Origin of the sequence: Metabacillus sp. 22489, from assembly GCF_052044855.1 — a bacterium.
Lineage (GTDB): Bacteria > Bacillota > Bacilli > Bacillales > Bacillaceae > Metabacillus > Metabacillus niabensis.
The window spans coordinates 18,524-41,775 of the sequence record NZ_JBQENT010000025.1 but is presented as its reverse complement, the minus strand read 5'-3'; the positions used below and the strand labels follow the sequence as shown (position 1 = coordinate 41,775).

Here is a 23,252-nt window from a genome sequence, read left to right as displayed (position 1 = left end):
GTTTTTAACTCTCTTGTTTTAGACGTTTTTTCGTCAATAGCTTTAAAAAATTGTTCTTCGTTTCCGGATGATAGGTCAAAAATTCCCCATTGTAGATAACCGTAAAGACACCAAATGGGGTTGGAGACTGTTGTTGAAGTTTTTGATAGCTATCCAGTTCAATCATTTGGACATCAATATGAAGCTCCTGTGCAGCTTCCTTAAGATTCATCTCAGCATCATGAGTAAATGGACATTGATGTGAGGTAAAAGCGGTTATGCCATTTCTATATTGTCGAGCCGTTTCCTGCCAATTGTAAAAGTGAGGAGCTTTGTCGTCACCAAAATGGTAAGCCATTAATTCAAATTCAGCCATTTTATCAACGAGAGTAAACCCTTTTCGTTCAAAAAATAATTTGTCAGGAAGCCATGTTTTATTGCTCGTCGTAACAGCGATTCCCGATAAGCCAAGCGTTTTTGCTTCTTTTATACATTCGTCCAAAAGCATGCTGCCATACCCTTTTCCTTTGCTTTTTCCAACAACCCAAAAGCAATGGATAACCATGTATTTTTTAGCGTTTATCGCTCTCCATGTATGCGTTCCAGGGATGTACTCAATAAATCCACGATGCTTACCATCCTCTTGAATGATTTTTAATGATAGCCCTTCTGTAAAGCGTTCCTTTAGCCAGCTTAATTTTTTTTGATAACCAGCATTTTTTGGTTTGCTTCGCATACAAAAGAACCCAGAGTCCTCAACATTTTGTTCATTGACATGAATGATTTCAACCAACACTGTTCCCTCCAAAGCAAGCGTATATTCACGCTTCAAAATTTTTAACAAACCCCGTGCTCTTCGCTACATAACCCATATTTTGATAAAACCGGTGTGCAGCTTGGCGTTCCGGTCGATTTCCGCTATTTAAGCCAATTCCTTTAGCACCAAGATCTTTTGCAATTGTTTCCGCTTGTTTCAATAGCATTCTCCCAGCACCTTGTCTCCGGTAGTTCTCATCAATGACAAAAGCAATAATTCGAGCATAGAAATCATCAGCGTTGTAAAGAACATCTATGTAGAATCCAACCATTCCAATTACCTTCCCATCTTTACATGCAACGAGAGTGTAATGATTTGGGTTTTCTTTGATTATGTGATATCTTTTTTTCATTTGCTCGACTGTTGTTGGGTAGCCAAGCTGATTCATCAAATGAGCTAATGCTTGTACATCCTCTACAGTAGCGTTTCTTATGTTCATATGTATCTCCTTTTTTGTTGATATAAAGAAAATTCTCCCAACAGGGATAAATTTCCTTTTCAGCATGAGTAAAAAAAGTCAAAATTATTGCAATCCTAGCAAAATATCGTTAAGAGTCTTACAATGTGATTTTTTATAATGGAACCATACTACAAAGAGAGGTGATGACCTATGAGTACAAAGACAGAACTATCTCCATCATCTAAGATGATTCAACGTAAACGAAAAAAATCGACAATCGAAAAAAGTGAGAATTTAGTAGGGTTCTTTTTTGTATCACCAATGATTATTGGGGTTTCCGTTCTAGTGCTGCTTCCGATATTTGCAACGTTTATTTTAAGCTTTGCAGATTGGAAGTTTGTTGCAAGCATCGACCAATTAAAATGGGTTGGCTTTGCTAATTTTAAAGAGCTTTTAAGTGATGATGTGTTTCGGAAATCTTTAATCAATAATGCCATTTTTATTTTTACCGTACCGATTTGTATGGCGATTTCGTTATTATTAGCTGTTGTTATTGATAAAAGTGTTTACATGAAGAGTTTCTTTAAAGTAGCCTTTTTCATGCCGTATATTTCAAGTGTTGTTGCGATCGCAGTTGTTTGGCAAGTATTGTTTCATCCTTCAGCAGGTCCAATTAATCAAACATTAATGTCATTAGGAATAGACGATCCGCCAAAATGGATTGCTGACCCGAACTTTGCATTACTATCCGTTATGCTCATTCAAATTTGGATTTCCGTTGGGTTTAATTTAATCATCTACATTGCAGGACTTCAATCGATCCCGAAGGAGCTTTATGAAGCAGCTGATATCGATGGAGCAAATGCTTGGGTGAAATTCCGTCATATTACTTTTCCGATGATTTCACCAACATCGTTTTTCCTCTTAATCACGGGAATTATTTCAACGTTTAAGGTGTTTGATTTAATTGCTGTTTTAACAAAGGGAGGTCCGATGCATTCAACAAGCATGATCGTTTGGCATTTATATGATACAGCATTTGTGAATCTTGATATTGGCTATGCCTCAAGCATGGCGGTTATCCTCTTTGTCATCGTATTTGCGATAACAATTATTCAATGGTTTGGACAAAAGAAATGGGTTAATTACTAAAGGGGAGGAAAGGATATGGCGAAGACGATAAAACTACAAAAGATTATCACAACTATTATTGTGTTTTTGTTTAGTATTTTGTTCATGCTGCCTTTCGTTTGGATGTTATCGACTTCATTTAAAATCGAGGCGAATGTTTTTACGTTTCCAATCCAATGGATACCTGAAAGATGGAATGGCTTCAACAATTATCGAGAGGTATGGTTTGGTGACTTTCCTTTTTATACGTATTATTGGAATTCCATTAAAGTAGCCGTGTTAACGACAATTGTTTCATGTACAGTTTCTGCGCTTGCAGCATATGGATTTTCGAAGGTCCGCTTTCCGGCAGGGAAATGGCTGTTTTTAATCGTATTAGCAACATATATGGTTCCACCGCAAGCAAGCTTAGTCCCACAATTTATTTTATATCGTAATATTGGGTTATTTGATAGCCATTTGGGCCTTATTTTATTAGGAAGCTTTAGCGTACTTGGAACGTTTATGCTTAGACAGTTTTTTATGGGGATTCATAACGATTATATTGATGCAGCAAAAATTGATGGTGCAGGACATATCCGAATTTTTTGGTCAATCGCATTGCCAATTGTCAGACCAGCTGTGGCGACATATGCAATTCTCCGTTTTATTTGGACATGGAATGATTACCAAAATCCGCTTATTTTTTTAAGAACAGATGCGTTATATACAATACAGCTTGCGATGCAAAAGTTCACGACGATTAACGGAGAATTTTATTCACTTATTATGGCTGCAGCCGTTTCAGCGATTTTACCGTTATTAATTGTCTTTATTATCGGGCAAAAGCAAGTTATCGAAGGAATTGCTCTTGGCGGGGTAAAAGGCTAATATTTAGTCAAAAAAATCATAAGAAGGTAAAATAATTTACATTTCGAACAAATAGCCATTTGCTATACTGCTTTGTAAGGGCTTACTTGTAAGTCTTTAATTGGGAGAATGAAAAATAAGGGGGATATAAAATGAAGAAACGAATACTTGTTATGTTTGTTGCTTTTATGCTGCTAATTGGTTTATTAGCAGGCTGTACAGATGGTGGGGAAAATGCATCAGGGTCTGGAGATAGTAAAGAAAGCGGAGATAAAGTTACAATTAAGTTTCATACACATGGAAATGAAGCAACCTATAATTGGAAGGAAACAATTGCTGCCTTTGAAAAGGAATATCCTAATATTAAGGTAGATTTAGTGATTCTTAGTGAAAAGGGTGATACTCAAGAGGCGTCGCAAAAGCTTGATTTAGCTGCTGCATCAGGTGAACAGCTAGATGTCCTTATGTTTAGTGACCCTGCAGGATATGCACAACGTGTGGCTTTAGGAATGGTTGCACCAATTGATGAATTTATTGAAGAGGAAGGCTACAAAGTTGCCGAGGAATACAAGGTTGATACGAAGATTGATGATCATTATTATGCTCTTCCTGGAAAATTCAACCCTTGGTATGTACTTTTAAATAAGGATCATTTAGATGAAGCTGGATTAGCTGTTCCGACCGATTGGACTTGGGACGATTTTATGGACTATGCGAAAAAGCTGACAACCGCTGATCACTACGGAACATATTTCCATGGTCCACAAGGTGGCGGCTGGCTGGAATATTTAAAATTAGCTCTTGCAAGTGAAGAAGACAATACGGAATTCGTTAAGGCAGACGGTACCTCGAATCTTGACAATCCATTATTCAAAAAAACGTTAGAAATGCGGTTGAAGATGGAGGTAGAGGATAAATCAGCGACTCCATATACCGATATTATGTCGCAAAAGCTTCATTATCGGAATCAATTTTTCAACCAGGATGCTAGTACAATTTTGATTGGAAGCTGGATGAATACAGAGCTTGGTGGAACAGACCAATTTCCTTTGAATTTTAATGTGGCAATTGCCCCATATCCGAAGAATAACAAGGATGATGAAGGTGGCTATACACCGGTAACAACTGACTTTATGTCTGTTGCAGCGAATTCAGAGCATAAAAAAGAGGCCTACACATTTATCCGCTGGTATACGACAGAAGGACAAATTGTTCAAGGCAAAAATATTCCGTCATGGAACAGCGTAAGTGATGAGGATTTGGAATCAATCGTTGATGGAATTTTAGCCGAAACAAAAAATCCGGAAAAAGTTGATAGAGAATCGCTAATCCATGTATTAAAAAATGCAAAATCATCAAAAATGATTCCACCTGTTGCTTACCAAGCAGAGCTTTACAAAGTGATAAATGAAGAATATGAAAAAATGATCCTTGATGGACAGGGTGTTGAGACAACGATAAAGGCCGCGGAAACTCGTGTTCAAGAAATTATCGATAATAATAAATAGATTTAAATATTTTTTAGGGGCGAGCCATTCATTCTGGTCACTTTTTCTTCAAACCTTCTAAAGTAATGGTAGTATAAGAGAAAAGAAGAATCATTAGCACCGAGTGAGTATCCTTCTTATCTTAAAAGAGGTTTTAACAATTCAATAGGAGGTATGTATGTGGAAGCGAATAAACCAAAGATTGTCGCCCCGTTCTTTTCGATTTAAACTTATTATCGCTTCAGTGATTTGCATTGTGCTCCCGGCAATGATTACGTTATCTGTTAATAGTTATTTATCGAAGGATGCGATGAAGGAGCAAGCGATTTCTAATGCTAGCCGGGAGCTAAAATTAGCAGGGGAATATGTGACAAAGCTGCTTGATGATATGTTATATATCGCTAATTTTATTCAAATTGATTCAGAGCTCAATACGATTTTAAAAAATAACGCAAAAGAGCCAGCTAGTCATGCCGAAGACGTTTTACCTAGTGAAGAATATGAAAAATATATCGAGTATAGCCGAGTCGTGAAAACGATTGAAAATATTACGTTAGTTGGCGAAAAATCATATGTAACCATTCTGCTGAAAAACGGAAAACATTATACAAACTACTCGATTAGTGAATATAACCCGAAAGAATTTTTCGAAGAGCCGTGGTTTGAGCAATTGGACCATGTTTATGGATATGAAGCTGTATGGATTGGCAGTCAGCCAACTGTATTTACATCTGAAAAAGAGACAAATCCATATCAAATATCTGTCGCAAGGACATTGCGGGATTCCAATTTAAAAATTTATGGCTATGTCATCGTTACGATTATGGAAAATAAATTAAATCAGGTATTTGAAAACCTACCTGGCAATGAAGAAATGATGCTACTAAATGGGGATAGTCAAATTTTATCTCATCCAAATAGCGAGAAAATTGGTCAATCTTTTCCTTATATAGAGCAGATGCAGGATAAACATTTCTCAAATATTATTAACATTGGCAGTCACGATTATTTAATTGCTGACCACCAAGTGACGAATACTGGCTGGAAGCTTGTTTCATTAACACCTTATACACAAGCAATTAGTACAATTAGTTCGATTTTTAATAAGATGTTTCTCGTGCAATTGATCTCATTTATCGTATTTTTCCTTTTATTAACTTATTTATTGCAAACGATTACAAAACCGCTTGTCCGTTTAGGGAATGTCGTTGCTGCTGTTCAAGAAGGGAATTTGAAAATTCGTACGAAAATTAATAGTAATGATGAAATTGGGAGATTATCAGCCTCGTTTGATCAAATGCTTGAGCGAATCAACAAGATGATTACTGAAATAACGGAAACTCAGGTGAGAAAGCGGAAGGCGGAATTTGCGATGCTTCAGGCACAAATCAATCCCCATTTTCTTTTTAATGTTTTGAATTCGATCCGAATGAAGGTGATGAGGAAAGGTGATCAAGAAAGTGCAGAAATGATTAGCTCGCTATCAAAGCTATTGCGAATGACAATTGATCAGGAAAAGGAAATGATCCTATTTAAGGAAGAGGTTGAAATTGTTAAGGACTATATCAACTTAATGAATATGAGGCAAAAGGAAAAGGTTCAATTTGACGTTTCGGTTACTGCTGAAGCAAATGTTGAAAAAATCCCGCGCTTTATTTTACAGCCAATTATCGAGAATTCGATTATTCATGGCCTCAATCAACGTGCTGGTCTTATTTCGCTAAACTCCTATATTGCAAATAATGATTTTTTTATTGTTCTCGAGGATAATGGGCAAGGAATGGATGAGAAAACATTAGCTGAATTGAGGGAGAAAATGACACATAGGGAGGAGATTGGTCCACACAAAAATAAGCAGGGGTTCTCAAGCATCGGCCTATCTAATGTGTACGAGAGAATGCGGATGACATTTGGTGAAGCATTTCATATGGAAGTGAATAGCTCGAACGGAGGCGGAACAATAATCATGATGTATGTATCAAGAGGAGGTAAAAGACCTAATGTATAAAGTGATGCTAGTAGATGATGATTATCCTGTCTTAGAGTTTTTATCGGAAACGATAGAATGGAACCGACTAGGCTTTGAGCTTATAAGTGTTCATGAAAATGGTGAGAGCGCACTTCAGCATGCCCTGCAACAGATGCCGAATCTATTAATAACAGATATAGGGATGCCAAAATTAAACGGGATTGAATTAACGAGAAGATTAAGAGAACAGGATGATAGCTTACAAGTTTGTGTGTTAACCTGCCATAATGAATTTGAATTTGCCCAGCAAGCATTAAAGCTAAATGTACAGGATTACTTATTAAAGGACACTCTTAATCCAGAGGACTTAACAGCTGTTCTGAAGAGAATTAAGGCAAAGCTTGATGCTGAGCAGCAAAAAAAGGAAAAGGAGCTGCACCTACAGCAAATTGTGGAACGAAATAAAGAATCGATAAAGCGAGATTTCCTTCGTAAAACAATTTATCAATCGATTTATCATGCAAAGGAATGGTATGAGGAAGCAAGCTCCTTTGGCTTACATTTGCAAAAACAATTGTATATTCCAGTACTGTGCTTTATTCAAGATTACAGGCTAGCAAAGGACGCATATCAATCAGCAGATGTGCTAAGCTTCTCCCTGCAAAATGTTATTTTAGAGATTCTAGAAAGAGAAGAGATGAACCCAGTATATTTCTCATTTGAATCAAAGGAATCCTTTATTTTTTTTCCTTATAAACCAACCTTAAAATCGGATTGTTTTGGGAATGCAGCAGAGTGCCTGCGAAAGGTCCAACGAGCTGTTGCACACCATTTGCATGTATCGTTATCGATGATGATTGGCGATGTTTTTCATAATGAGCAATCGTTAAAGCATGAGCTTGGTACATTGTTAATGAACACGAATCAGCGCTTTTATATGGGGAAGGATGCCATTGAAAAGAAGCGAACAGAAACCTATTTTGCTGACAAAATTTTTTCATGGTATGAGGAAGCTTCAACAGAGGTGAGACAGCTTATCCTTGAGCGGAATGAAGAAAGAGTCGGTCCGACTGTTAAAGGATGGATACAGTATTTTAAGGAGCAGCATATTTCCTCTGATGCAGTAAAGGATTGGGTGTTAAAGCTCGTTTTGGACCTTAAGGTAAAATTAAAGGCACTGCAATTTTTTGAAACAACGTATACGATGGAGGTTCTTCATGAGGAAATTTTAAATATAGATTCATTAAATGAATTAAGTGACTGGTTAAACAGCTATTTTCAAACGGTTATGCACTCTGTTGCGAAAATTACCGCTGGGTCTAGACGCCGCGAAGTGATGGAAGCATGCAAATATGTTTCCATGCATTTAGAAAGGAAAATCAGTCTTGATGAAGTGGCAAGCTATCTTTATTTAAATCCAAGCTATTTCAGCCGTCTCTTCAAAAAGGAGGTTGGTGAAACATTTGTGGAGTATGTCACAAAATTAAAAATCAATCGAGCAAAGGAGCTACTCGAGCATACAATTGAGCCAGTCGGGAAAATTTGTGAAAGATTAGGCTATGATAACCAAAGCTATTTTATTAAAGTTTTTAAAAACAATGTCGGTGTTACGCCAATGGAATTTAGAGGACAGATTTCATAACGTTTGCTGCATATAGAGAATGAATCATAGGGTATAGAACATGTTTTGCTTTGGAAAAGCATATTTTGTAAGGGTTATCAATAAAGGAGTGGAAACAATGACGAAAACCAATCATTGGGTTGAAGAAGCTTGGCAAAATGTTGAACAAAAGGTTTTGGCGATGAGTAAGCGGATCGGGGCGAACTTTCCTCATGCAAGTGTTCAGGGAACATACCGTTTAGAGGAGCCTCACTGGTGGACGGCTGGCTTTTGGCCAGGGCTACTATGGCTTGTCTACCGGGAAACAAACGACGATTCATTAAAGCAAATAGCAGAGCACTGTGAGGAGCAGCTTGATAATTGTATAACAGATTATTATCGCCTTGATCATGATATGGGCTTTATGTGGACGCTAACGAGTGTTGCGAGGTACAAAATAATCGGTGCTGATGATTCAAAACGACGTGCGCTTTTAGTCGCGAATCTGCTAGCAGGAAGATTTAATTCCGCGGGAAATTTCATACGTGCCTGGAATCCGTGGCAGGAAGGAGAAGATAATTCAGGCTGGGCAATCATTGATTGTGTCATGAATTTACCATTGTTATTTTGGGCATCTGAGGAAACGGGTGATCCGAGGTTTCGCTTAATAGCTGAAAAGCATGGGGAGACAGTATTAAATCATTTTATTCGCAAGGACGGATCTGTTCATCATATTATTCGTTTTGATTCCGCAACAGGGGAACGAGTAGAGGCGATTGGCGGACAAGGATTTGCGCCAGACTCAGCATGGTCGCGGGGGACAGCATGGGCAATTTATGGCTTAACATTGCTTTACCGTTATACGAAAAAGGATTCCTTCCGACAGGCGGCAAAAAATGTCGCTCATTTCTTTATTGCAAATTTACCAGACGATTATGTACCATATTGGGATTTCAGAATTCCAGAAGAAGTTACGAAATACCGTGACTCCTCAGCAGGTGCAATTGCAGCATGTGGATTACTGCAGCTATCAAAGCATGTAGCGGCAACAGAGGAGAGCATTTATCGCGAGGCTGGAACAAAAATTCTTCGCTCCCTCTATGAAAACTATGGTGATTTCCAAAAACTGAATCAAGACGGGCTCATTCTCCATGGAACAAGTCACTATCCGGAGGGGAAAAACATCGATGTTCCACTTATTTATGGTGACTATTATTTTGTTGAAGGATTAACAATGTTAAAGGGTGATAGAGAGATAGTTTGGTAATGAATGTTTGAAGGTAAATTTCGAGATAAGGAGCGATCAAACCAATGCAGACGACCCAAGCCGAAATAAAAACAAATCCTCTTAAAACGAAGGCGGATGTGGAGCAAGCGTTAAAACAAATATGTAACCCGTTAAAATCATCCTATAGTGATGGCTTTGCTAGACTACAATTAGGGAACTCTGGTGTGGCGTATTCCGATTCTATCGCGGGAATGGAAGGCTTTTCTCGTATTCTTTGGGGACTTGTTCCATTACTTGCTGGAGATGCTAAAGAATATGATATATGGGATTTTCATCTACAAGGAATAAAAAATGGAACAAACCCAGCCCATGAGGAATATTGGGGAAGGATAAACGATTATGACCAACGCATTGTTGAAATGGCTGTTTTTGGGTTAGCACTTCTCCTTATTCCAGATAAAATTTGGGAGCCACTTAATGAACAAGAACGAGCAAATTTAAGTGGATGGCTTCGTCAAATCAATCATGTGAAAGCACATGATTGCAATTGGCTATTCTTCCCGGTTCTTGTCAACATCGGCTTAAAATTTGTAGGAGAGCCTTACGATGAAGGGCTTGTTGAACAAAATTTACAGCGAATCGATGAATTTTATTTAGGAAATGGCTGGTACGCCGATGGAATCGATGGCCATTGCGATTATTACGGTCCTTTTGCCATCCATTATTATTCATTAATTTATGCGAAATATATGGAAAAGGAAGATCCGATTCGCGCTGTTACATATAAAAATAGGGCGGAAGTGTTTGCGAAGGATTTCATTCATTGGTTTGCTTCAGATGGGTCTGCACTCCCTTATGGAAGAAGTCTAACATATCGTTTCGCACAAGCTGCTTTTTGGAGTGCTTGTGTCTTTGCCAATATCGAGCCTTTCTCATTAGGGGTAATGAAGGGGCTTATCCTTAGAAATTTACGATGGTGGTTTAATAAGCCGATCTTTAACGAGTCAAATCGATTAACCGTCGGCTATGTTTATCCTAATCTTGTAATGGCGGAAAACTACAATTCTCCTGGCTCACCGTATTGGGCATTAAAGACCTTTTTACCGCTCGCTTTAGATGAAGAGCATCCATTTTGGCAGGTCCAGGAAGAAGAATATCCGAAAGATTTGGAACAGAAATCGATCCAAAGGCTGCCACATTTAGCGTTATATAAAGCTGACACAAATCGCCACCTTCTTGCTTTTAACACAGGGCATATCTCAACAAACGAGCATACTCATACATCGTCAAAATATGAAAAGTTTGTCTATTCAAATGTCTTTGGCTTTAGTGTTCCAAGGGCAGAATGGGGCTTAGCACAGGGTGCTTTTGATTGTATGCTCGCTTTAAGTGAAGGAGACAATCTTTATCGTGTAAAACGAAAAAGTGAAGAAATTCGTGTTGAGGAGGATTATCTTTATATGAAATGGAAGCCATGGCATGATGTTGAAGTGAAGACATGGCTTGTCCCAGGAAATCCATGGCATGTTAGAATTCATCGTATCGAAACAAATCGAGAGCTAGATGCTGCAGATGGTGGGTTTGCTCTAGGCTTGAATGATGATGAGCTTACGAAGATTCAAGAGCAAGAGCAAGCCTTTGTACGAAATCAACTAGGAGCTAGTGGGGTAAAAACACTTTATGGAAATGGAAGGGCAGAATTGATTTTCCCGAATGCAAATACGAATCTCATAAACCCTCGGACTGTCATTCCAACGATCAAAACGAAGGTTCATCAAGGCGTCACTTTGCTAGCAAGTGCGGTATACGGCGAAAAAACGTTTAGTGATTCATTTCATCTAAAGCCAAAGATTACGTTCGCAAATGAACAAATAATTATCCAGTTTTCTAAAAAAGAAGTAAAAATAGGGGACAGTCCCCCAGCGCTTTAACGCATTGGGGGACTGTCCCCTTTATTTAAACCAGCCCTTTTCCTTTGATTGTGATATGGCTTCGATTCGGTTTTTTACATCAAGCTTTTCTAAGATGGTCGAAATATAATTGCGAACCGTCCCTGTTTTGATGCTGAGCTGGTCGGCGATTTCCTTTGTGTTTTTTCCGTCTGCAACGAGCTCTAGTACTTCTCTTTCGCGTTCTGTTAATGGATTTTCTTCACTATAGATATCATCCATTAACTCAGGTGCATATACTCTTCTTCCGGACATGATGTTTCTTATCGAGTTTGCTAATTCTTCACTAGGGCTATCCTTTAACAAATAGCCACTAACTCCAGCCTTTAAAGCACGTTGAAAGTATCCAGAACGAGCGAAGGTAGTTAAGATGAGCACCTTGCAGCCGAGGCCTTTCAGCCTTTCAGCTGCTTCAAGACCTGTCATTCCAGGCATCTCGATATCCATAATGCAAATATCCGGATTAAACCTTTGAACAAGCGCAAGTGCTTCCTCACCATTGCTTGCTTTTCCGACTACCTCCATATCATCCTCTAAATTCAGTAACGATCCTAGCGCACCAAGAAGCATTTGCTGATCCTCAGCGATGACAATTCGAATCATACCCTTCTCCTCCTTCTTACACTTTCTTTACCCCATTTGGTACTTTAATGACTAATGTTGTTCCAGCCTCTGAGTAAATATCAAGTGTGCCGTTAACAAATTCAAGCCTTTCCTTCATTCCAGACAAGCCGTTCCCTTTTCGATACGTATCTTTAGTAAGACCAATTCCGTTATCTTTTATCTTCATTTCAACCTCTGTTAATGATTGGTTGATTGAAATGTGACACGTCGTTGCACCGCTATGCCTCACAACATTTGTTACAGCTTCCTTTAGGCACATACTTAAAATATTTTCTGTTAGTAATGGGACATTATCGATCGTAAAATCATCATCACTTACTAATGTGATTTCCGCTGCGCTTAAAATTTGCTTCACATGCTGCATTTCCTCTGGCAAGCGAATTCCCCGCATTTGTGAAACGATTTTTCTCACTTCGTTTAAAGCCGTTCGAGCAGTTTGCTGAATCTCAACCATTTCTGTTCGTGCTTTTTCCGGGTCTTTATAAATGATTTTTCTCGCTAAATCACTTTTTAATCCAATCATCGATAGCTTTTGCCCTAATGTATCATGAAGGTCACGAGCAATTCGTTGCCGTTCTTCTATTTTCACTAATTCCGATATCCGCTTGTTTGCATCCTCAAGCTTTTCTTGAAGCTGTCCCCGTTCCTTTCGATTGTAAACACTAAAGGGAAGAAGGATAACACTTATGCAGCTGATTAATACAAAAGGGAGCTGCTGAAGTAATAAATCTTCATGTAAAAAGAAACTAGCATTAAGTGCTCCTGCCGTACTAACTAAATGAATGATATATAACGTCATAAAGGAGATGCGTTCCTTGATATTCCCGATAAAATATGCGATATAAAAGGAAAAATAAAAATAATTAAAAAGGTAGGTCGTAGTAAACGATATTCCAATTAGAATACAGGTTAAAAGAAAGACTCGCCATCCCTTAACGATAAAACCATAACGAAACGTAATAAAAAAGAGAATGGTTAAAATGATTCCGACAACTATTTCGATTGTTGATGAAGATTGAAAGATAAAATAAAACGGTAATATGCTGAGAAAAGCCCATATATAAGGGGAAATGCCATTGAATTTTTGTAATGGTATAAGCCGTCTTTTCTTTGTCGTGCCATTCATATGCAACGTTTCTCCTTTAAATAAAAGCAATTGGTTCAAAAACCAATTGCTTTGTTCATCATACTTTCTGTATATCGGGCTTTGTTTAGCCCTTTGATGCTAGCTAATTTCGAGGTTGAAACTTACATATTTTAGTGTAACATAGAGTTTCTTTTCCGTCATTGTTAGCCTTACTGTTTACTCATTTTTTTATAGAGTGAGACGGCATTATAGCCAACAAATTTTTTATTTCGTGTATCCCAAAGGCGGAATTTTAACGATTTTAAGCTCGTTAATAGTGTAATCGTTGGGACATTTTGCAATGGTTCGGTATTGTTATGAACGTCCTCGAGCTTATAATTAGGAACTCTTGGGCTTAAATGATGGACATGATGATACCCGATATTTCCTGTAAGCCATTGGAGTAGCTTTGGAAGCTTATAATAAGAGCTACCCTCAACAGCAGCCTTGACATAGCTCCACTCATCGTTTTCCTCAAAATAAGAATCCTCAAACGTATGCTGGACATAAAATAACCAAATTCCGAGTATACCTGAGATTAAAAAGATTGGCGCTTGAACAAGAAGAAAAGACTCAAAACCAATCAGCCAGCTAAGAAGTACTGCGACAAAAACAATGAGAAAATTCGTTAAATACGTGTTCAATCGTTCCTTTTTCTTTGCACCTTTTTTATTAAAGCGATTCATAATAAGAAAGACATAGATTGGGCCTAAGCCAAACATAACGAAAGGATTGCGATAGATTCGATAAGCAATTTTTCTCCAAAGAGGAGCAGCTAAATACTCATCAACTGTCAAAACCCATATATCCCCCGTGCCTCTCTTATCAAGATTGCTGCTAGTAGCATGGTGAATCGAGTGATCATGCTGCCATTGACTGTATGGAAATAATGTTAATACACCTGTAATCGTTCCTAAAATTTTATTTGCATTTCGATTTTTGAAAAAGGAGTAATGACAACAATCATGAAAAATGATAAATACCCGTACTAAAAACCCTGCTGCAATCACTGAGATGCCGAGCGTTAAAAAATAAGAAATAGACAAGCTTTGATACGCAAGAAACCATAGAAGAAAATAAGGCCCTAACGTATTGATAAGCTGCTTTATACTTGCTTTTGTATTTGCTTTTTCATAGGGAGCAACTTGCTTCCTTAATTGTTTAGTTGATTGTATCGTCATTTTTTCGTTCCTTTCAATATTGATACACCAAGTATAAAGTGATGGCAGATATTTTTGCAGACATAGCTGTCATATAATGAACATGACAAATGTCATATCGTGATTGGTAAATAATGCGTCTACAGGAATATAATGCCCAATAATGTAAAAATATTGAATGGTTTATGAGCATTCATGCATTAATTGACAGAGGAAATTGATTCGCTGTGAAGGGTTTGAAAGAAGTTTGTTCACTAATTAAGTATCATTACAATTTTATTTGAATTTGAAGTATATACTTTAGGATTCATAAAATTTGCCGATAAAAATAATGTAAATGAGAATAAAGGAGTTTTATTATTTGGATAAAGTACAAGCATTTATAACATCTATCCCTTATATCAAAATGATGTTAAGAGAAGAAACGATGATTACGGTATTTGATCATGAAAAATATTTATTTTACTCACCGAGCAAGGAATTGGATTTTGGTCATAAACCTGGAGATCCGCTTCCTGAAGGTTATGTAAATTTTAAAATGGTAAATAAAACTGGAACGACGGTTGTGAAGGTGCCAGAGGCTGAATTTGGCGTCCCTTTCGTGAGTATATCTTTTCCTATTAAAGATGAGAATGAGAAAATAGTTGCAGCGGTTAATGCAGCCATTAGTACAAAAAAACAGGATACCTTCAACCATATTGTGACAGCGATAGATACTATTGCTGAATCTCTCTTAGGCAAGGTACAGCATATTGCTGCTCATTCAGAGGAATTATCGGCAACATCTGAGCAAATAGCTGAAAATACAAAAAGCACGGTTAAGCATTCTACGAAGATTACAGAAGTAGCAGGCACAATAAAAGGAATAAGTGACCAGACAAATTTACTCGGTTTAAATGCTGCAATCGAAGCAGCAAGAGTCGGTAGCGCAGGTGCGGGATTTGGCGTTGTAGCTACTGAAGTAAGAAAGCTTGCCATTGATTCTAAGGAAGCGACAGTTAGTATAGAAGAAACGCTTAGTGCGATTAAAAAATCAATTGAACAGCTGCAGGTCGATTTTGGAGAAATTGCAAAATCATCACAAGAGGAAGCCAAGCTTGTAACTGAATTTATGTTAGAAATAGAAAATTTAACAGAAACATCAAACAAGCTGAAGGATTTAATGGAAGAAATCGTTCTTTAATGAAATAGATAAAAAAGGAATTTTGTCCGGTAACGGTGCAACATTCCTTTATTATGTCTCCTCCCTCCTTCATCGAATGATTTGCCACTTGGTGACACACTCTATACGTAACAAAATTTCACTGTTTAGCAAGATCAAAGAGGAAAGGTAAGGAAAAACACTTACTACTGATGGAGGGTAAACATGAAAAAGAAGGTAACAATCATCGGAGGAGCAGGGACAATCGGATCGATTTTAATAAACGGATTACAGGAACGCTATCAATTTACTGTCTTAGATAAAAATAGGCCGAAGGAACAAGTTGAATACAAGCAAGTGGATGCGACTAATTTTGAAGAATTGCTGCGGGCTATTCCGGAAGATACGGATGCACTTGTTAATTTATTAACGATTAAAACCGATAATGACTTACATACGATTGACGACTTTCAGCAAATGACAACCATTCATTTTATTACTTCGTTCTATATTCTTCATGCGGCACAGACACTCGGAATTCCTAAGGTTGTCTATGCCAGCAGCAATCATACAACAGATTATTATGAACGGGATGGCTACTCGACATTAGGGAGAGAAATTACGGTTAAAGATTATCCTTTTTCAAGAAGCTTATACGGGGTTCTTAAATTAGCATCTGAACAGCTTGGGCATATTTTAGCACATGAAAAGGAACAAAGCCTTTCTGTCATCAATTTGCGAATTGGTAGTGTACATCAAGATGAAGCAAAGGCAGTAGCAAAGGATGAACGGCTCATCCATACATTATTAACTCATAAAGATACAGTCCAGCTTTTTGACTTAGCTCTACAAACGACAGTAAAGTATGGAACCTATTATGGCGTTTCGAATAATCGAAAGAAGCCATGGTCAACAGAAAATGCTTGGCGTGAATTAGGATTTGAGTCAAAGGAAAATGCGGATGATTTACGAAATAGAAATAAAAAATAACTCCAAGATATTGGGGTTATTTTTTATTTAGGAAAAAGTTGAATAAAAAATTCATCCTGACATTTACCTGACACATTAGAGGCTTATCCTAATTCATGTAAGCAGCTTGTTCACTTTAGTTAGGAAATCCCCATTTAAACTTTGTAAAGATTTTAGAGCGTAAGTGTGAGACACATGTAGGTGTTACATCGAAAGGCTCACCACCCACTCCGCGGAAAGCGAGCACTAAAGCGGAAATCAAAAACGGCTAAAAAAGCATCAAAGTTTACGTTAACAACTAAATAAAATAAATCGTTTAAAAAAGGAAGGATGATAAAAATGAAAAAATGGATAATCTCAATTATTGTATTCGTACTTATTGTTGGAGGTGGAGTAACAGCCTATGCATTTTTCAAAAATAAAAATGAACAGGCGGGTGCACCCGTTACGGAAACGCAAACAGCAGTTGCAGAGCTGGGAAATGTAGAGGTAAATATAAGTGGAACAGGAAGTATTTCAACAATAAATAATGAAGTGATTCTTTCAGAGGAGAACAATGCTGTAGTCGAAGAAGTGCTTGTTGAAGTTGGAGATACGGTTGAAGAAGGGGACGATTTAATTACCTTTGAGGATGATAATATTGACCCAATTGAAGCACCGTTTTCCGGTGAAATTACAACTTTAAATGTTGAAGCTGAAGATATGGTATCGATGGGTGCAGAGCTAATCGAAGTAACAGATTATAGCAATTTACAAATGGTTGTAAATGTGGATGAATTAGATATTTCCAAAGTAAAGGTTGGACAAACAGCTCAAATCGATGTAAGTGCGCTGCCTGATCAACAATTTACTGGTACGGTAACGAGCGTATCAAAAGAGGCGAATGAATCAGAAAGCAGTGTTGCTCAGTTTGCTGTTAACGTCAAAATCAATGAGCCGACAGGTATTAAAGTCGGGATGACGGCAGAAGCGACAATCACAACAGAAAGTAAAGAAAATGTCGTTACAGTTCCTGTTTCAGCTGTGCAAAAGCAGGGGGATGAGTATTATGTTCTTGTTAAAGCTGATGAAGCAAGCACAGAAACAACAGAAACAACAGAGGAGCAAAATCAACAGGGTGAATCAGGTGAAACGGCAAAAGAAGATGCAGCAACTGAGCCGCAAACAACGCAAAAAACAGTTGAGGTTGGACTTCAAAACGAAGAGGTTGCTGAAATCACGAGTGGTTTAAGTGAAGGAGAGGAAATTGTTCTGCCAACACTTCAATCAAGCAGTGATGATGAAGGCGGTACGGAAGATATGAGGGATCGAATGATGCAAGGTGGTTTCCCAGGTGGTGACATGCCTTCAGGTGGAATGCCTTCAGGTAACATGGGTGGAAATCGAGGAGGTGCTGGACAATGATGGAGAAGGAACGAATCGTAGAAATTCGCAATATTAGTAAGCATTATACACTTGGCGGTGAAACGGTAAAGGCGTTAGATGATGTCAGCTTTTCTGTTAACAAAGGAGATTTTATTGCCATCATTGGACCATCAGGCTCAGGGAAATCAACGCTCATGAATATGATCGGGTGCTTGGATATACCTGATTCTGGAGAATATTTTTTAGAGGGGAAAAATGTGTTTTCCCTTAAGCAAAAACAATTAGCTGATGTGAGAAATCAAAAGATCGGATTTATCTTTCAATCTTTTAATCTTTTATCAAAACAAACTGCATATGAAAATGTCGAGCTTCCCCTTATTTATCGTGGAATGAATTCGAGCAGTAGGAAAGAAATCGTCATGAATGCATTAGAAAAGGTAGGCTTAGCAGAACGTGCGAGCCATAAGCCAACTGAATTATCAGGAGGACAGCAGCAGCGTGTAGCAATTGCCCGCGCTCTTGCTGGAAATCCTCCGATTCTCCTAGCGGATGAGCCAACAGGTGCATTAGATAGTAAAACAGGGATTGAAGTGATGAATCTTATTAAGGAGTTAAACAATTTAGGTCATACAATTATTCTCATTACCCATGATTTGGATATTGCGAATCAGGCGAAGCGTGTTATTCGTATCCAGGATGGAAAAATCTATGAAAGAGAGGAGGCGCTCGTCCATTGAAAATCGGTCAAGCAATAAAAATCGCTTTTAAAAATATTGTTTCAAACAAGCTTAGGGCATTTTTAACGATGTTAGGGATTATCATTGGTGTTTCCGCTGTTATCGCACTTGTATCACTAGGGCAAGGTGCTTCACAATCGGTTTCAGAGGATGTGTCTTCATTAGGGACAACGATGGTAACTGTCAATATCCAAGGAAATACAAGCACAGAGGAAGTTGTAGATTATGATGAGGTGATGGCATTCGCAGATTATTCAGAGGTTGCTGCCGTTTCACCGACAGTGTCAGGAAGTGGGACGGTGAAAAATGGGACGACAAGTATGGAGAGTGTGACAATTAATGGTGTTACACTAGCATATGAGGAGGTTCAGGAAACGACGCTGAGCTCCGGACGCTTTATATTAGATATTGACGAGGACAGCCGCAATAAAGTCGCGGTACTTGGAGCAAATGTCGCGACCGAATTGTTCGGGTTTACAAGTCCAGTCGGCAATGAAGTGAAAATTGACGGAACGACGTTTAAGGTCATTGGTGTTTTAACTGAGCAAGGTGAAGAGCTCCAAGGCTCAGTTGATGATATGGTGTTAATTCCATTTACAACGGCACAACGGTTTTTAGAGCAAACGGTCATTAACTCCGTTGATGTAAAAATGACGTCAGAGGAAACGGTTGAATTAGGAATGGCGAAAATTGAACGCTTCCTATATAGCCAATTCAGTGGAGATGATGCACAATATAATGTTCGCAATCAGTCTGATGTTGCTGAGGCATTAACATCTGTTACAGATACGATGACATTGCTTTTAGCAGGAATTGCAAGTATTTCCCTTATTGTTGGCGGAATCGGAATTATGAATATTATGCTCGTTTCCGTAACAGAACGAACGAGAGAAATCGGCATCCGTAAAGCAATTGGTGCGAAGCGGAAGGATATTCTTATTCAATTTCTAATTGAAGCGACTGTATTAAGTGGATTCGGTGGATTATTAGGTGTTCTCATTGGAATCGGAAGTGCTGAAGGTTTATCTGTCTTACTTGATATGGGTGTGACAATCTCTTGGTTAGCTGTAGGAGTAGCTGTAAGCTTCTCAATCATTATTGGAGTTGCCTTTGGGATATTCCCAGCTAATAAAGCAGCAAGTCTAAGCCCATTAGAAGCATTGCGTCATTAAGCCTTAGAGGCTGTCTCAACAGGGTCTGCCCCTCTGCTTTTGAGACAGTCTTTTTTTCTATTTTTAGTATTGAATAGTATAATCAATACAAAACATCATACAAAAGGAAATGGGAAATATGAAGACGATTTTAGTAGTAGAAGATGAACTGGCAATTTCTATGGTTTTAGGTGCATATTTAGAAAAGGATGGCTATGTGGTTCAATATGCCTATGATGGAATGGAAGCCTTACAAAAGGTGGATGAAGTGAAGCCATCGCTTATTCTATTAGATGTGATGATGCCAAAGCTAGACGGCTGGTCTGTATTAAAGGAAATTAGGGAAAAAAGCTCATGCCCAGTCATAATGCTTACCGCTTTATCTGATACAAACGAAAAGCTTCAAGGCTTTGATGGCGGTGCGGATGATTATATTACAAAGCCATTTGTTGCCGAGGAGGTTCTTGCTAGAGTAAGTGCTGTCTTGCGAAGGTCTCCGCAGCTAGAGGATGCAGATAAAGTGAAATTATATGGTACATTAAAAATTAATTTTCTCTCACATCAAATTTTTCTTAACGGTGTCGAAATTCAATTTACACCTAGAGATCTGTCGTTGTTTTTATTTTTAGCAGAGCATCCAAACCAAACCTTTACACGTGAACAGCTGATTGAAAATGTCTGGGGATATGATTATGAAGGAAGTGACCGCGCAGTTGACCTTGCAATCAAACGAATTCGAAAATTATTAAGTGGGTGGGATCCAGCTGATGGTGAAATTAAAACACTTCGGGGATTGGGTTACCAATTCTATGTTAACTAAAAACAATAAAAAAACACCCTTGCTTATCTTTTGGACAAGAAGATATTTACTAACGCTAATAATTGGACTTATCCTTATTGCTGTCGTCTCGATCTTTTGGATAAGGCATAACACAATCGAAAATCAGCTTGAGCTAACGAAATTACTTGCCCAGGATGTTTCAGAAAGACTAGAGTTTGGAAATGGGAAGTTTTCGGATGAAAGGTTTAATTTTGAAACCCGTGAAAAAATCGTAAATAATCGTGTGCCCCTTCATTACTATATAAAAACAGAAGAGGGAATGACAGTTTTACAAAGGGGAGGCCCCGGTCCGCAAATGGAAATCCATCCAGAGGAATTAAACCGCTTAATTGAAATTCCAAGCGAATTAACCGTACAAAAGCTAACTCTTACAAATAATCATACGATGTATGCAGTCGTTTCACCTTTTAAGTATGATGAAGAAGCGGTTGGCGCGGTTATTATTGTCCAAGAGATTGGTGGCTTTAAAAACATTAACCCAGAGGAGTATCAGTTATTAGCTCTTTTATTAATTGGTCTAGCTATTCTAGGCTGGTTTGTTATCTATTTCTTATCAAGGAAAATGGCAAGACCTGTTGAGCAAGTGGCAGAAGCAGCAGGGGAATTGATGCGGGGGAACTATGATATCCAGTTGAATGAGGATGTCCAGGAAAAGGAGTTGCACGAGCTAATCATGTCCTTCAAGGAAATGACGAATCGACTGCAGCAGCTTGAGGCATTGCGTACGGAATTGTTAGCTGGAGTCACCCACGAGCTGAAAACCCCGATCACATCAGTAAGTGCATTGATTCAGGCTGTTAATGATGATGTTATTTCTGATGATAAGAAAAAGGAATTTTTAACAATGTCCTTAAAGGAAGCAAAAAAATTGCAAGCGATGGTTGAGGACTTATTAGATTTTAATCGATTTAGTGCGGGAACAATAAAAGTGAAGCGGGAGAAAATTAATTTAGCAAAGGTTGTAAAGGAAATTGTTTACCAATGGGAAATTGTTCATCAGTCACAGCTAGAACGAGTGACACTAACATTTACTGTTAAAGGTGACCAGCTTGTAGCATTGGCTGACCATGTTCGTCTCCAGCAAATCATTGTGAATCTATTAAATAATAGCCTTCATGCAGTGAAAGAAAGAGACAAAGGAGAAATAGCAGTAGAGCTCTATGCTTATGGTAACTTCGTTGTTCTTGATGTCATTGACAATGGCTACGGGATCTCAGAGAAAGAACAGCCTTTTATTTTTGAGCGCTTTTATCGTGGGGAAAATAAAAAGCATGTTGAGCGCGGTTTAGGCTTAGGGTTGCCGTTTAGCCTACTTCTTGCAAAGGCTCAAGGTGGAGACCTCATATTAAAGAAAAGCACAGGAGGACAAACGATTATATCGTTGCAGCTGCCGTCCGCAAGTATTGAACAGAAGAAAGTCTGAATTCACAATTTTATAGACATGGGAGAAAACGAAGCGTATAATATTAACTATCTTATAGAACGTTATTGTTTGAACTTCCACCGTAAAGGGGAGTAGCGTCAGGAAAACTCCTGAAACAAAGTCGTCATTACACATGAACTTGGGTTCATCGGCTTTGTTGGCATAAGAATTGTGCTTAGCGAGACCTTTGCCATATTGGCAAAGGTCTCTTTCTTGTTTTGTTCAATTTCTATAAGAATCGCATTATATTTCTAACTTGGAGGTTATGATTGAATGGACTTTCTCACTGCACTTTTATCTATCGTTGTTATTGATTTAGTTCTAGCTGGTGATAATGCCATCCTAATTGGACTAGCTGCAAGAAACTTACCGAAGCAACAACAAAAGAAGGTTATTTTATGGGGATCAGTAGGTGCGATTATCATCCGGATTATCGCTACATTAGCCGTTGTTTGGCTATTAGAAATCCCTGGTTTACACTTAGTCGGTGGACTTTTACTTGTCATCATCGCATATAAACTGCTAGTTGATGACGATGATCACGGTGACGTCAAAGCCGGTGAAAACTTTTGGGCAGCATTGCGAACAGTAATCGTTGCTGATGCATTGATGGGATTAGATAATGTATTAGCTGTAGCTGGTGCGTCTCATGGTAATATGCTATTAGTTATCGTTGGATTATTAATTTCTGTTCCTGTCGTTATGTGGGGAAGTACAATTATTCTTAAATGGATTGATAGATTCCCAATTATCGTAACAATTGGTGCGGGTGTCTTAGCATGGACTGCGTCAAAAATGATTGTCGGTGAACATTTCCTAGGCGGATTCTTTGAAAATAGCTTTATTAAATATGGCTTTGAAATTTTAGTCATTGCTGCTGTTATTTTAGCAGGTAAATATGCACAAAAGAAAGCCGCAAGTAAGAAGGAAGAAAAGGCTTTATTGAAAGCATAATATATGTAAATGGTTTAGTGGTGAAAGGAAGGGAATGATTCCCTTCCTTTTTTGCGTATGAAACAATTAATGAGGCTGAATTCGCGATTAGTAATTAAAGAAAGAAGCTCCAACGATAATTAATAAAATAAACAAGACAACGATTAAAGCAAAGCTATTGTTATAACCTCCATTGTAACCCATACATATCACCGCCTTTAAATTAGGTACTGTATACTATGAAGCATTAGTGAAAATGGATAGGGACATGAATGGATTTCAATAAAAAAGGCAGTTTTACTACTAGACTACTAGAGGATATGCTACAAGAAAATGATCCTATGACTCTTTTTCTAAATATTGGTTGAAATTG

Annotated in this window: 21 protein-coding genes; 15 read left to right on the top strand and 6 right to left on the bottom strand. The window is 38.1% G+C overall.

Going from position 1 to position 23,252, the window contains the following annotated elements:
- Nucleotides 1-4 precede the first annotated feature (4 nt).
- Complete coding sequence (locus ACTJJ9_RS15120) at nucleotides 5-772, bottom strand: GNAT family N-acetyltransferase (protein ID WP_145581211.1); 768 nt, start codon at nucleotides 770-772, stop codon at nucleotides 5-7.
- A 28-nt stretch (nucleotides 773-800) separates the two neighbouring features.
- Nucleotides 801-1,235: a GNAT family N-acetyltransferase gene (locus ACTJJ9_RS15115; RefSeq protein WP_170944287.1), complete on the bottom strand. Its 435-nt coding sequence runs from the start codon at nucleotides 1,233-1,235 to the stop codon at nucleotides 801-803.
- A gap of 207 nt (nucleotides 1,236-1,442) precedes the next feature.
- On the opposite strand from ACTJJ9_RS15115, the gene ACTJJ9_RS15110 reads away from it, so the two are divergent.
- From ACTJJ9_RS15110 to ACTJJ9_RS15080, 7 genes are all read left to right on the top strand, one after another.
- On the top strand, nucleotides 1,443-2,348 hold the full coding sequence (locus ACTJJ9_RS15110) for a carbohydrate ABC transporter permease (RefSeq protein ID WP_370877251.1): 906 nt from the start codon (nucleotides 1,443-1,445) through the stop codon (nucleotides 2,346-2,348).
- Nucleotides 2,349-2,363: 15 nt separating this feature from the next.
- Nucleotides 2,364-3,197 carry a carbohydrate ABC transporter permease gene (locus ACTJJ9_RS15105; RefSeq protein ID WP_145581210.1) on the top strand — a complete coding sequence of 278 codons (834 nt, stop codon included), beginning with the start codon at nucleotides 2,364-2,366 and terminating at the stop codon, nucleotides 3,195-3,197.
- A gap of 131 nt (nucleotides 3,198-3,328) precedes the next feature.
- Complete coding sequence (locus tag ACTJJ9_RS15100) at nucleotides 3,329-4,684, top strand: ABC transporter substrate-binding protein (RefSeq protein ID WP_145581209.1); 1,356 nt, start codon at nucleotides 3,329-3,331, stop codon at nucleotides 4,682-4,684.
- Nucleotides 4,685-4,841: 157 nt separating this feature from the next.
- The gene (locus ACTJJ9_RS15095) at nucleotides 4,842-6,671 is read left to right on the top strand and encodes a sensor histidine kinase (RefSeq protein WP_145581208.1); all 1,830 of its coding nucleotides are present in this window, start codon (nucleotides 4,842-4,844) and stop codon (nucleotides 6,669-6,671) included.
- The gene (locus ACTJJ9_RS15090) at nucleotides 6,664-8,274 is read left to right on the top strand and encodes a response regulator (protein WP_186324145.1); all 1,611 of its coding nucleotides are present in this window, start codon (nucleotides 6,664-6,666) and stop codon (nucleotides 8,272-8,274) included. Before ACTJJ9_RS15095 ends, ACTJJ9_RS15090 begins: the two co-directional genes overlap by 8 nt.
- Before the next feature lie 97 nt (nucleotides 8,275-8,371).
- On the top strand, nucleotides 8,372-9,499 hold the full coding sequence (locus ACTJJ9_RS15085; protein WP_145581206.1) for a glycoside hydrolase family 88 protein: 1,128 nt from the start codon (nucleotides 8,372-8,374) through the stop codon (nucleotides 9,497-9,499).
- Between the two features lie 44 nt (nucleotides 9,500-9,543).
- Nucleotides 9,544-11,391: a DUF2264 domain-containing protein gene (locus ACTJJ9_RS15080; RefSeq protein ID WP_440768705.1), complete on the top strand. Its 1,848-nt coding sequence runs from the start codon at nucleotides 9,544-9,546 to the stop codon at nucleotides 11,389-11,391.
- A 21-nt stretch (nucleotides 11,392-11,412) separates the two neighbouring features.
- On the opposite strand, the gene ACTJJ9_RS15075 is transcribed toward ACTJJ9_RS15080, so the two are convergent.
- The 3 genes from ACTJJ9_RS15075 to ACTJJ9_RS15065 form a co-directional block, all read right to left on the bottom strand.
- Complete coding sequence (locus tag ACTJJ9_RS15075) at nucleotides 11,413-12,012, bottom strand: response regulator transcription factor (protein ID WP_095299535.1); 600 nt, start codon at nucleotides 12,010-12,012, stop codon at nucleotides 11,413-11,415.
- A 16-nt stretch (nucleotides 12,013-12,028) separates the two neighbouring features.
- The gene (locus ACTJJ9_RS15070) at nucleotides 12,029-13,159 is read right to left on the bottom strand and encodes a sensor histidine kinase (RefSeq protein WP_145581205.1); all 1,131 of its coding nucleotides are present in this window, start codon (nucleotides 13,157-13,159) and stop codon (nucleotides 12,029-12,031) included.
- Between the two features lie 170 nt (nucleotides 13,160-13,329).
- Complete coding sequence (locus ACTJJ9_RS15065) at nucleotides 13,330-14,340, bottom strand: fatty acid desaturase (protein ID WP_145581204.1); 1,011 nt, start codon at nucleotides 14,338-14,340, stop codon at nucleotides 13,330-13,332.
- A gap of 340 nt (nucleotides 14,341-14,680) precedes the next feature.
- Between ACTJJ9_RS15065 and ACTJJ9_RS15060 the strand changes: the two genes are divergently transcribed.
- From ACTJJ9_RS15060 to ACTJJ9_RS15025, 8 genes are all read left to right on the top strand, one after another.
- Complete coding sequence (locus ACTJJ9_RS15060) at nucleotides 14,681-15,502, top strand: methyl-accepting chemotaxis protein (RefSeq protein WP_145581203.1); 822 nt, start codon at nucleotides 14,681-14,683, stop codon at nucleotides 15,500-15,502.
- 183 nt (nucleotides 15,503-15,685) lie between these two features.
- Nucleotides 15,686-16,450, top strand: coding sequence for an NAD-dependent epimerase/dehydratase family protein (locus tag ACTJJ9_RS15055; RefSeq protein WP_145581202.1), 765 nt, complete (start codon nucleotides 15,686-15,688; stop codon nucleotides 16,448-16,450).
- A gap of 318 nt (nucleotides 16,451-16,768) precedes the next feature.
- A complete protein-coding gene (locus tag ACTJJ9_RS15050) occupies nucleotides 16,769-17,833 on the top strand; it encodes an efflux RND transporter periplasmic adaptor subunit (RefSeq protein ID WP_186324143.1) in 1,065 nt (354 codons plus the stop codon).
- The gene (locus ACTJJ9_RS15045; RefSeq protein ID WP_095299542.1) at nucleotides 17,830-18,531 is read left to right on the top strand and encodes an ABC transporter ATP-binding protein; all 702 of its coding nucleotides are present in this window, start codon (nucleotides 17,830-17,832) and stop codon (nucleotides 18,529-18,531) included. Before ACTJJ9_RS15050 ends, ACTJJ9_RS15045 begins: the two co-directional genes overlap by 4 nt.
- Nucleotides 18,528-19,703: an ABC transporter permease gene (locus ACTJJ9_RS15040; protein ID WP_145581200.1), complete on the top strand. Its 1,176-nt coding sequence runs from the start codon at nucleotides 18,528-18,530 to the stop codon at nucleotides 19,701-19,703. Before ACTJJ9_RS15045 ends, ACTJJ9_RS15040 begins: the two co-directional genes overlap by 4 nt.
- A gap of 118 nt (nucleotides 19,704-19,821) precedes the next feature.
- The gene (locus ACTJJ9_RS15035; RefSeq protein ID WP_145581199.1) at nucleotides 19,822-20,502 is read left to right on the top strand and encodes a response regulator transcription factor; all 681 of its coding nucleotides are present in this window, start codon (nucleotides 19,822-19,824) and stop codon (nucleotides 20,500-20,502) included.
- Nucleotides 20,450-21,946: a sensor histidine kinase gene (locus ACTJJ9_RS15030; RefSeq protein ID WP_145581198.1), complete on the top strand. Its 1,497-nt coding sequence runs from the start codon at nucleotides 20,450-20,452 to the stop codon at nucleotides 21,944-21,946. The genes ACTJJ9_RS15035 and ACTJJ9_RS15030 overlap by 53 nt, the downstream gene beginning before the upstream one ends.
- Nucleotides 21,947-22,219: 273 nt before the next feature.
- Nucleotides 22,220-22,900: a TerC family protein gene (locus tag ACTJJ9_RS15025; RefSeq protein ID WP_145581197.1), complete on the top strand. Its 681-nt coding sequence runs from the start codon at nucleotides 22,220-22,222 to the stop codon at nucleotides 22,898-22,900.
- 87 nt (nucleotides 22,901-22,987) lie between these two features.
- Here the strand turns inward: ACTJJ9_RS15025 and ACTJJ9_RS15020 are convergent, their stop codons facing one another.
- The gene (locus ACTJJ9_RS15020; RefSeq protein ID WP_095299547.1) at nucleotides 22,988-23,083 is read right to left on the bottom strand and encodes a YjcZ family sporulation protein; all 96 of its coding nucleotides are present in this window, start codon (nucleotides 23,081-23,083) and stop codon (nucleotides 22,988-22,990) included.
- Between the last annotated feature and the right edge of the window lie 169 nt (nucleotides 23,084-23,252).

Coding starts and splice junctions, on each gene's coding strand:
- ACTJJ9_RS15025 (WP_145581197.1), top strand. CDS start 22,220: ATGGACTTTCTCACTGCACTTTTATCTATCGTTGTTATTGATTTAGTT.
- ACTJJ9_RS15115 (WP_170944287.1), bottom strand. CDS start 1,235: ATGAACATAAGAAACGCTACTGTAGAGGATGTACAAGCATTAGCTCAT.
- ACTJJ9_RS15030 (WP_145581198.1), top strand. CDS start 20,450: ATGGTGAAATTAAAACACTTCGGGGATTGGGTTACCAATTCTATGTTA.
- ACTJJ9_RS15105 (WP_145581210.1), top strand. CDS start 2,364: ATGGCGAAGACGATAAAACTACAAAAGATTATCACAACTATTATTGTG.
- ACTJJ9_RS15055 (WP_145581202.1), top strand. CDS start 15,686: ATGAAAAAGAAGGTAACAATCATCGGAGGAGCAGGGACAATCGGATCG.
- ACTJJ9_RS15075 (WP_095299535.1), bottom strand. CDS start 12,012: ATGATTCGAATTGTCATCGCTGAGGATCAGCAAATGCTTCTTGGTGCG.
- ACTJJ9_RS15065 (WP_145581204.1), bottom strand. CDS start 14,340: ATGACGATACAATCAACTAAACAATTAAGGAAGCAAGTTGCTCCCTAT.
- ACTJJ9_RS15095 (WP_145581208.1), top strand. CDS start 4,842: ATGTGGAAGCGAATAAACCAAAGATTGTCGCCCCGTTCTTTTCGATTT.
- ACTJJ9_RS15045 (WP_095299542.1), top strand. CDS start 17,830: ATGATGGAGAAGGAACGAATCGTAGAAATTCGCAATATTAGTAAGCAT.
- ACTJJ9_RS15080 (WP_440768705.1), top strand. CDS start 9,544: ATGCAGACGACCCAAGCCGAAATAAAAACAAATCCTCTTAAAACGAAG.
- ACTJJ9_RS15035 (WP_145581199.1), top strand. CDS start 19,822: ATGAAGACGATTTTAGTAGTAGAAGATGAACTGGCAATTTCTATGGTT.
- ACTJJ9_RS15085 (WP_145581206.1), top strand. CDS start 8,372: ATGACGAAAACCAATCATTGGGTTGAAGAAGCTTGGCAAAATGTTGAA.
- ACTJJ9_RS15100 (WP_145581209.1), top strand. CDS start 3,329: ATGAAGAAACGAATACTTGTTATGTTTGTTGCTTTTATGCTGCTAATT.
- ACTJJ9_RS15110 (WP_370877251.1), top strand. CDS start 1,443: ATGATTCAACGTAAACGAAAAAAATCGACAATCGAAAAAAGTGAGAAT.
- ACTJJ9_RS15070 (WP_145581205.1), bottom strand. CDS start 13,159: ATGAATGGCACGACAAAGAAAAGACGGCTTATACCATTACAAAAATTC.
- ACTJJ9_RS15020 (WP_095299547.1), bottom strand. CDS start 23,083: ATGGGTTACAATGGAGGTTATAACAATAGCTTTGCTTTAATCGTTGTC.
- ACTJJ9_RS15090 (WP_186324145.1), top strand. CDS start 6,664: ATGTATAAAGTGATGCTAGTAGATGATGATTATCCTGTCTTAGAGTTT.
- ACTJJ9_RS15050 (WP_186324143.1), top strand. CDS start 16,769: ATGAAAAAATGGATAATCTCAATTATTGTATTCGTACTTATTGTTGGA.